A 5,782-nucleotide genomic window follows, 5' to 3' on the forward strand; every position below is an offset into this window, starting at 1 on the left:
TCGCCCGCATGATCGAGAGCCGGCGCGAGAAGCGGCCATTCGAGCGCACGCTCGATCTGGTCGACGCGATCGAGACGCATATCGGCCGCGCGCCGAAGGACAAGATCCATCCGGCGACCCGCGTCTTCCAGGCGTTGCGCATCTTCGTCAATGACGAGCTAGGCGAACTGGCCAAGGCGCTGTTCGCGGCCGAGCGCGCGCTGAAGCCGGGCGGCCGGCTCGCCGTGGTGACCTTCCATTCCCTGGAGGACCGCATCGTCAAGCGTTTCATCGCCGATCGGGCGGAGGCCGCGAGCGGCTCGCGCCATATGCCAGAGGCGCAGGCGCGTCCGGCGACGTTCAGGAAGTCGGGAGGCGGTGTGACGCCTGGCGAGGCCGAGATCGCCGCCAATCCCAGGGCGCGTTCGGCCAGGCTGCGCGCGGCGATCCGCAGCGAGGCGCCGGCGCGCGCCGGCGATTTTTCGATTTTCGGCCTTCCAAAGCTTCCCGCCGTCGAGCGGCCGGGGGAGAGGTAAGCACGTGTTTCGTACCAGCGACATAGTCCTGATCGCCGTCATGGTTTCGGCGGCGGCCTTGACCTACAAGACCAAGCGCGAGGCTGAGGAGCAATTGGCTTCGGTGCAGAAGATCGAGGCGCAGATCCGCTACGAGGAGGACACGATCGACCTGCTCAAGGCCGACTGGAGCCTGCTCACGCAGCCTTCGCGCCTGCAGAAGCTCGCCGAAATCTACAAGTCGCAGCTCGGGCTGGAGCCGGTCAATGCGCGCCAGATCGTCAATCTCGACGATCTGCCGGCAAAGCCGGTCACCATCGAGGACCTCTCGTCGCAGCGGCTGGGCGGCATGGCCGATAATTCCGACAATGGGCCCAAGGGGGCCAAGGACCCGGTCGTGACCGGAGGCATCGTGCAATGATCGCCAAATTCTCGACGCTCGGAAGTCTGCTGAAGCGCCGCAAGAAGCAGGGCGACGACGGCTCGATCGTCGTCGAGGGCGCCCGCAAGGCGACCGGCGGCAGGGCCAGGACCCGCATCGTGATGACGATGGCGGTGTTCTTCGGCATCTATTCGGCCATCGCCGGCAGGTTGGTCTATCTCGGCTTCCAGAGCCCCGACATGTCGGGCGGGCCGCAGAACCGTGTCACGGCGTCGCGGCCTGACATCGTCGACCGCAATGGCGAGGTGCTGGCGACCGACATCAAGACCGCCTCGCTGTTTGCCGAACCGCGCCGCATCGTCGACGCCGACGAGGCGATCGAGAAGCTGTCGACCGTGCTGCCCGAGATCGACTACGAGCAGACCTATCACAAGCTGAAGAGCGGAGCCGGCTTCGTCTGGCTGCAGCGGCAGCTGACGCCGAAGCAGCAGTCCGACATCATGCAGCTCGGCATCCCCGGCTTCGGTTTCCGCACCGAGAAGCGCCGCTTCTATCCGAGCGGCGAAACCTCGTCCTACATCGTCGGTCTCACCAACATCGACAATCAGGGCATCTCCGGCATGGAGAAATATATCGACGACCAGGGTTTGACCGACCTGCAGGCGTCGGGCCTGGCCGTGGCCAGGGACCTGAAGCCGGTGCAACTGTCGATCGACCTGCGCGTCCAGAACGTCGTGCGCGACGAGGTGGCCAACGGCATGGAGCGGTTCCATGCGATTGCGGCGGGCGCCGTCGTCCTCAACGTGAAGACCGGCGAAGTGATGGCGATGGCCTCGGTGCCGGATTTCGATCCCAACAATCCCTACAATGCCCAGGACAAGGACCGGTTGAACCGTATGTCGGCCGGCCTCTATGAAATGGGCTCGACCTTCAAGAGCTTCACCACCGCCATGGCGCTGGATTCCGGCAAGGTGACGCTGGAAAGCCGGTTCGACGCTACGCGCCCGATCAGGATCGGCCGCCAGACGATCCACGACTTCCACAGCAAGGGCCGCGTGCTGTCGGTGCCGGAGGTGTTCATCTATTCCTCCAACATCGGTTCGGCCAAGGAGGCCGAGGCGGTCGGCATCGAGGGACACCGCGAATTCCTGCATCGCCTGGGCGTGCTCGAGAAGATGCAGACGGAATTGCCGGAAGTGGCGCGGCCGACCGAGCCCAAAGTGTGGAAGCAGGTCAATTCGATCACCATCGCCTTCGGCCACGGCGTGTCGACGACGCCGCTGCAGACGGCGGTGGGCTGCGCCGCGCTGATGAATGGCGGCTTCCTGATAGAACCGACTTTCCTGCCGCGCACGGCGCAGCAGGCGATGGAAGTTGCAAAGAAGGTGGTCAGCGAAAAGACCGTCGAAGGCATGCGCTATCTCTATGCGCTCAATGCCGAGAAGGGCTCGGGCAAGAGCGCCAGGGTGCCGGGCTACCGCGTCGGCGGCAAGACCGGCACGGCAGAGAAGGTCGTCAACGGCCGCTACTCCAAGGAGAAGAATTTCAACGCCTTCGTCGCCGCCTTCCCGATGGACGATCCGCAATACATCGTGCTGACGATCGCTGACGAGCCGAAGCCGGAAAAGCCCGGCATGGGAGCGACCGCGGCCTCGAATGCGGGCGTCATGGCGGGAAACATTATCCGCCGTTCGGCTGCCATGCTTGGCGTGAAGCCAGATTTCAGCCATGAAAATGGTGCAACGCTGGTTTCCTATCAGTGATTCTTGGGGCGCGCCGGCAACTGCGCGCTATTTTGTTGCTATGAACGGGACCCGATGCAGCTGAAAGAACTAGCCGGTATCCTGCCTGTCGAGGGAACAGCTTCCCCCGACCTGGAGGTCACCGGGATTTCCTCGGATTCCCGCACGGTCAAGACCGGCGTCGTCTTTTTCGCGCTCGCCGGCAGCAAGGCCGACGGCGCTGCCTACGCCGCTGATGCCGCAAAGCGCGGTGCTCTGGCCATCGTGGCGGGCAAGGGAAGCGCCATTTCCGACCTATCGGTTCCGGTCTTTTCCGTCGACGACCCGCGGCTGGCATTGGCGCTGAGCGCCGCCCGCTTCTTCGGCAAGCAACCTCAAACGATGGTGGCGGTGACCGGCACCAGCGGCAAGACCTCGGTCGCCGCCTTCACCCGGCAGATCTGGGAGCAGGCCGGCCTCGCCGCCGCCTCGATCGGCACCACCGGCGTCGTGGCGCCAGGGCGCAACGAGTATGGTTCGCTGACGACGCCGGATCCGGCGGCGCTGCACCTCCTGCTCAAGGAATTGGCCGATGCCGGCGTCACCCATGCGTCGATGGAGGCTTCCAGCCACGGCCTCGACCAGCGCCGGCTCGACGGTGTCAGGCTTGCCGCCGGCGGTTTCACCAATCTCGGCCGCGACCATATGGACTACCATCCGACGGTCGAGGACTATCACCGCGCCAAATTGCGCCTGTTCGACACGCTGCTGCCCAAAGGCGCGCCGGCCGTCATCTTCGCCGACGATCCATGGTCGGAACCGACGGTCCGTGCGGCAAAGGCCGCAGGGCTCGACGTGCTGACCGTCGGCCGCCATGGCGATTTCCTCAGACTGAAGCGGGTCGAGCACGAACGCCACCGGCAGCGGGCCGAGGTCGAGGTCGACAGCGTGCTCCACGAAATCGACCTGCCACTGGCCGGCGACTTCCAGATCGCCAACGCGCTGGTTTCGGCGGGACTTGCCATATCCACTGGAACGCCTGTCGCCAAAGCCCTGATGGCATTGGAGAAATTGAAGGGTGCGCCGGGCCGGCTCGACCTCGTCGGCACGACTGCGAACGGCGCACCGGTCTATGTCGACTATGCCCACAAACCGGATGCGCTGGAAAACGTGCTGGCCTCGGTGAGGCCGTTCACCACCGGCCGGGTCATCGTCGTGTTCGGCTGCGGCGGCGACCGCGATCGCGGCAAGCGGCCGATCATGGGCGAGATCGCCACGCGGCTCGCCGACGTCGTCATCGTCACCGATGACAATCCGCGTTCGGAAGTGCCCGAGACGATCCGCGCCGCGATCCTTGCCGCCGCGCCCGGCGCCATCGAGATCGGCGACCGGCGCAAGGCGATCCACGAGGCGGTGGCCATGCTCCACGCCGGCGACACGCTGATCGTGGCCGGCAAGGGGCATGAGGAAGGCCAGACCATCGGCACCGAGACACTGCATTTCTCGGATCACGAGGAAGTTCGCGCGGCGCTCAGGGAGCGCGCCGCATGAGCCTGCTCTGGACCTCCGAGGCGCTGGTCGACGCAATGGGCGGACGGCCGATCGGCGTCATGCCGCAAGGCATATCGGGCATTTCGATCGACAGCCGCAGCCTTGAGTTGGGGGACGCCTTCTTCGCCATCAAGGGCGAGACGATGGACGGCCATGATTTCGCGACCGCCGCCGTCAAGGCAGGCGCCGGCGTGCTGGTGGTCGCCGAGGGCAAGCTGCCGTCCCTCGGACGGCTGACGGCGCCGATGATCGTCGTTGAGGACGTGCTGGTGGCGCTGGAAAGACTGGGCGTCGCCGCGCGGGCCCGCTCCAAGGCCAGGGTCATCGCGGTGACCGGCTCGGCCGGCAAGACCACCACCAAGGAGGCGCTGCGCCATGTGCTGTCGGCGGTCGGCAAGGTGCATGCCTCGGCGCAATCCTTCAACAACCACTGGGGTGTGCCGCTGACCTTGGCGCGGATGCCCGAGGATTGTGACTACGCCGTGTTCGAGATCGGCATGAACCATCCGGGCGAAATCCGGCCGCTGGTCAACATGGTCCGGCCGCATGTCGCGATCGTCACGCTGATCGCCGCCGCGCATCTCGGCTTCTTCCGCAACCTCGACGAGATCGCCGAGGCCAAGGCCGAGATCTTCGAGGGGCTGGAGCCGGATGGCGCGGTCCTGCTCAACCGCGACGATTCCCGTTGGAAACTGCTCGACAAGATGGCGAAGGCGGCAGGCGTCGAGCATGTCTTCGGCTTCGGCGAGAATGCCCGCTCGACCTTCCGGCTGGTCAAATGCGAGCTCAATGCCGACCATTCCGTCATTACCGCCAAGATCGGCGGGCGGGAGATCGTCGCCCGCGTCGGCGCGCCCGGCCGCCACATGGTGCAGAATGTGCTGGCCGTGCTGGGCGCCGCGCAACTGGTCGGGGCCGATCTCGACAAGGCGGCCGCGGCGCTGGCCGATCTGTCGGCCGAGCGCGGTCGCGGCAAGCGCCACGTACTGCGCCATCCGAAAGGACCGATCACGCTGATCGACGAGAGCTACAACGCCAATCCGGCGTCGATGGCCGCCGCCATGGCGCTGCTCAACGCGACGCCGGTGTCGGGCGAGGGCAGGCGCATCGCCGTGCTCGGCGACATGCTCGAGCTCGGCAGCCATTCGGCGAAGCTGCATGCCGCGCTTGCCGAACTGATCATCGGCACGGGCACGCAAACCGTCTTTCTCGGCGGTCCCGAAATGCGGGCGCTCGCCGACATACTGCCGAGCGACGTCAAGGCCGAATACCGCGCCGGCGCCGAGGAACTGAAGCCGCTGTTGCTGTCGGCGCTGCGGCCTGGCGACGTGGTGATGGTCAAGTCGTCGAAAGGCATCGGGTTTTCAAAGCTGGTCGAAGCGTTGCTCGGCAAATTTCCGGCGCAAGCCACAACCATTGAACAGACCTAGGGGTCGGGTCCGGGGGACAGAATTTCATGTTCACATTGCTCGTCGATTTTGCGGACAAGATTTCTGTCTTCAACGTCTTTCGCTACATCACCTTCCGCACCGGCGGGGCGCTGATCACCTCGGCGCTGATCGTCTTCATCTTCGGACCGACCATCATCAATTCGCTGCGGCTCCGGCAGGGCAAGGGCCAGCCGATCCGCGCCG

General features: G+C 65.5%; 5 protein-coding genes and 1 pseudogene. All 6 read left to right on the forward strand.

The genetic code is table 11. From position 1 onward, the window contains the following. Positions 1-515, forward strand: a 515-nt coding sequence (gene mraW, locus EN780_RS25980) for a 16S rRNA (cytosine(1402)-N(4))-methyltransferase (protein WP_128275718.1), incomplete at its 5' end; no start/stop codon positions are given. A 4-nt stretch (positions 516-519) separates the two neighbouring features. Continuing rightward, positions 520-915 (forward strand): hypothetical protein, encoded by a 396-nt coding sequence (locus tag EN780_RS25985; RefSeq protein ID WP_127286716.1) that lies wholly within the window; start codon positions 520-522, stop codon positions 913-915. Then, the gene (locus tag EN780_RS25990; protein WP_127309915.1) at positions 912-2,639 is read left to right on the forward strand and encodes a penicillin-binding protein 2; all 1,728 of its coding nucleotides are present in this window, start codon (positions 912-914) and stop codon (positions 2,637-2,639) included. Before EN780_RS25985 ends, EN780_RS25990 begins: the two co-directional genes overlap by 4 nt. A gap of 54 nt (positions 2,640-2,693) precedes the next feature. Next, entirely contained in the window at positions 2,694-4,148 is a 1,455-nt protein-coding gene (locus EN780_RS25995) for a UDP-N-acetylmuramoyl-L-alanyl-D-glutamate--2,6-diaminopimelate ligase (protein WP_128275719.1), read from the forward strand. Beyond that, positions 4,145-5,578, forward strand: coding sequence for a UDP-N-acetylmuramoylalanyl-D-glutamyl-2,6-diaminopimelate--D-alanyl-D-alanine ligase (locus EN780_RS26000; RefSeq protein ID WP_128275720.1), 1,434 nt, complete (start codon positions 4,145-4,147; stop codon positions 5,576-5,578). Before EN780_RS25995 ends, EN780_RS26000 begins: the two co-directional genes overlap by 4 nt. 26 nt (positions 5,579-5,604) lie before the next feature. Then, positions 5,605-5,782, forward strand: a pseudogene (gene mraY, locus EN780_RS26005) (phospho-N-acetylmuramoyl-pentapeptide-transferase); the annotation flags it as partial.

The sequence above is a fragment of the Mesorhizobium sp. M4B.F.Ca.ET.089.01.1.1 genome (assembly GCF_004022605.1).
Classification (GTDB): Bacteria; Pseudomonadota; Alphaproteobacteria; order Rhizobiales; family Rhizobiaceae; genus Mesorhizobium; species Mesorhizobium abyssinicae.

Coding starts and splice junctions, on each gene's coding strand:
- EN780_RS25990 (WP_127309915.1), top strand. CDS start 912: ATGATCGCCAAATTCTCGACGCTCGGAAGTCTGCTGAAGCGCCGCAAG.
- EN780_RS25995 (WP_128275719.1), top strand. CDS start 2,694: ATGCAGCTGAAAGAACTAGCCGGTATCCTGCCTGTCGAGGGAACAGCT.
- EN780_RS26000 (WP_128275720.1), top strand. CDS start 4,145: ATGAGCCTGCTCTGGACCTCCGAGGCGCTGGTCGACGCAATGGGCGGA.